The 3,036-nt window shown below is 52.0% G+C and carries 1 rRNA gene; it reads left to right on the top strand.

Going from position 1 to position 3,036, the window contains the following annotated elements:
- The first annotated feature begins 128 nt into the window (after positions 1–128).
- Positions 129–3,018 (top strand): 23S ribosomal RNA (locus FYJ39_RS20160).
- Positions 3,019–3,036 lie beyond the last annotated feature (18 nt).

Below are 3,036 nucleotides of genomic sequence, written 5' to 3'. Positions count from 1 at the left end.
ACGTACCTTGAAAACCGCATATTGAACGAATTATTAAAAAGAAGACAACCGAGGCCATACAAGAGAATGTATGGAAACAAAGAAACCAACTGAAAACCAAAGCGTCCAACGCTATGGACGCGAGCTGTGGTTAAGCTGATAAGAGCACAGGGTGGATGCCTTGGCACTAAGAGCCGATGAAAGACGTGATAAGCTGCGAAAAGCTTCGGGGAGGAGCAAATATCCATTGATCCGGAGATATCTGAATGGGGGAACCCGGCTGAGAAGACCTCAGTCACTGCATGCTGAATCCATAGGCATGCAGAGGGAACCCGGCGAACTGAAACATCTAAGTAGCCGGAGGAAGAGAAAGAAACATCGATTCCGGGAGTAGCGGCGAGCGAAACCGGAAGAGCCCAAACCAGCGTGCGAGCATGCTGGGGTTAAGGACTGCAAACGTGAACCGAATTGCTAGCCAAAGTGGCTGGGAAGCCAAACCAGAGAGGGTGAAAGTCCCGTAGGCGAAAGCAATAGGAAGCAGCAGGATCCAGAGTACCACGAGACACGAGAAACCTTGTGGGAAGTAGGAGGGACCACCCTCCAAGGCTAAATACTCCTTAGTGACCGATAGAGGAAAGTACTGTGAAGGAAAGGTGAAAAGGACCCCGGGAGGGGAGTGAAAGAGAACCTGAAACCCTGTGTTTACAAGCTGTGGAAGCGCGTTAAGGCGCGACCGCGTACTTTTTGTAGAACGGTCCGGCGAGTTGTCTTTACTGGCAAGGTTAAGCGCTAAAGGCGCGGAGCCGAAGGGAAACCAAGTCTTAAAAGGGCGAAGAGTCAGTGGAGGCAGACCCGAAACCGGGTGACCTATCCATGTCCAGGTTGAAGCGGAAGTAAAATTCCGTGGAGGACCGGATCCACATCCGTTGAAAAGGGTGGGAATGAGGTGTGGATAGGGGAGAAATTCCAATCGAACCCGGAGATAGCTGGTTCTCCTCGAAATAGCTTTAGGGCTAGCCTCGTATTAGTTTAGCGGAGGTAGAGCACTGAATTCCTGCGGGGGCGTCAAAGCTTACCAAGGGATATCAAACTGCGAATGCCGCGTAAATGATGTACGGGAGTCAGACTGGACGAGATAAGTTGGGCAGTCGAAAGGGAAAGAGCCCAGACCTACAGCTAAGGTCCCAAAGTGTGTGTTAAGTGGAAAAGGATGTGGGATTTCAAAGACAACTAGGATGTTGGCTCAGAAGCAGCCACACATTCAAAGAGTGCGTAATAGCTCACTAGTCGAGAGGTCCTGCGCCGAAAATGTCCGGGGCTGAAACACAACACCGAAGCTTAGGAATCAGAAATGATTGGTAGAGGAGCATTCTTAAAGAGAGGAAGCAGTACCGGCAAGGAGCTGTGGATTTTTAAGAAGAGAGAATGCCGGAATGAGTAGCGAGATGGAGGTGGGAATCCTCCAGGCCGAATATCCAAGGTTTCCAGAGTAAAGCTGATCTACTCTGGGTAAGTCGGGGCCTAAGGCGAGGCTGAAAAGCGTAGTCGATGGACAACAGGTTGAAATTCCTGTACCATGCAGCATCAGAACTGTGGGGACGCAGAAGGATAGCACAACCCGGGAATGGAAAGACCGGGGCAAGCGAGGTAGGGGTATGGAAGGCAAACCCGCCATACAACCCGAAGGCGTGAAGCGTAGCGAAAAAGGAGTAGCAAAGTGTGTGAATCCAGCTGCCAAGAAAAGCCGCTATTGTGTGCAGCATGCCCGTACCGTAAACCGACACAGGTGGAAGAGGAGAGAATCCTAAGGCCGGCGGGAGAAGCATTGTTAAGGAACTCGGCAAAATGACCCCGTAACTTCGGGAGAAGGGGTGCCTGGGGAACCAGGCCGCAGAGAATAGGCTCAAGCAACTGTTTAGCAAAAACACAGGTCTATGCAAAACCGAAAGGTGAGGTATATGGGCTGACGCCTGCCCGGTGCTGGAAGGTTAAGAGGAGAGGTAAGCCATAAGGCGAAGCTTTGAATTTAAGCCCCAGTAAACGGCGGCCGTAACTATAACGGTCCTAAGGTAGCGAAATTCCTTGTCGGGTAAGTTCCGACCCGCACGAAAGGCGTAATGATTTGAGCGCTGTCTCAACAATGCACCCGGTGAAATTGAAATACCAGTGAAGATGCTGGTTACCTGCGCCAGGACGGAAAGACCCCATGGAGCTTTACTCCAGTTTGATACTGGGATTCGGTGCTGCATGTACAGGATAGGTGGGAGGCAAGGAAGCATGGACGCCAGTCTATGCGGAGCCGGTGTTGGGATACCACCCTTGCGGCATTGGGTTTCTAACCTGCATCCATGAACTGGATGGGGGACAATGTCAGGCGGGGAGTTTGACTGGGGCGGTCGCCTCCGAAAGGGTATCGGAGGCGCTCAAAGGTTCCCTCATAATGGTTGGAAACCATTAGAAGAGTGCAAAGGCAGAAGGGAGCTTGACTGCGAGAGCGACGGTTCGAGCAGGTACGAAAGTAGGACTTAGTGATCCGGTGGTATGAAAGTGGGATTGCCATCGCTCAACGGATAAAAGCTACCCTGGGGATAACAGGCTTATCACTCCCAAGAGTTCACATCGACGGAGTGGTTTGGCACCTCGATGTCGGCTCATCGCATCCTGGGGCTGTAGCAGGTCCCAAGGGTTGGGCTGTTCGCCCATTAAAGCGGTACGCGAGCTGGGTTCAGAACGTCGTGAGACAGTTCGGTCCCTATCCGGCGCGGGCGTAGGATATTTGAGAGGAGCTGTCCTTAGTACGAGAGGACCGGGATGGACGGACCGCTGGTGTATCTGTTAGGCGCCAAGCCTATGGCAGAGTAGCCAAGTCTGGAAGGGATAAACGCTGAAGGCATCTAAGCGTGAAGCCCCCCTCAAGATGAGATATCCCAAACCGAAAGGAAGTAAGACCCCTTGAAGACGACAAGGTAGATAGGTTAGAGGTGGAAGTGCAGCAATGCATGGAGCTGACTAATACTAATCGGTCGAGGGCTTATCCAGAGAGGAAGAGGTTGGGAA

Origin of the sequence: Clostridium porci, assembly GCF_009696375.1 — a bacterium.
Classification (GTDB): domain Bacteria; phylum Bacillota; class Clostridia; order Lachnospirales; family Lachnospiraceae; genus Enterocloster; species Enterocloster porci.
This window is presented reverse-complemented; position numbering and strand designations above follow the sequence as displayed.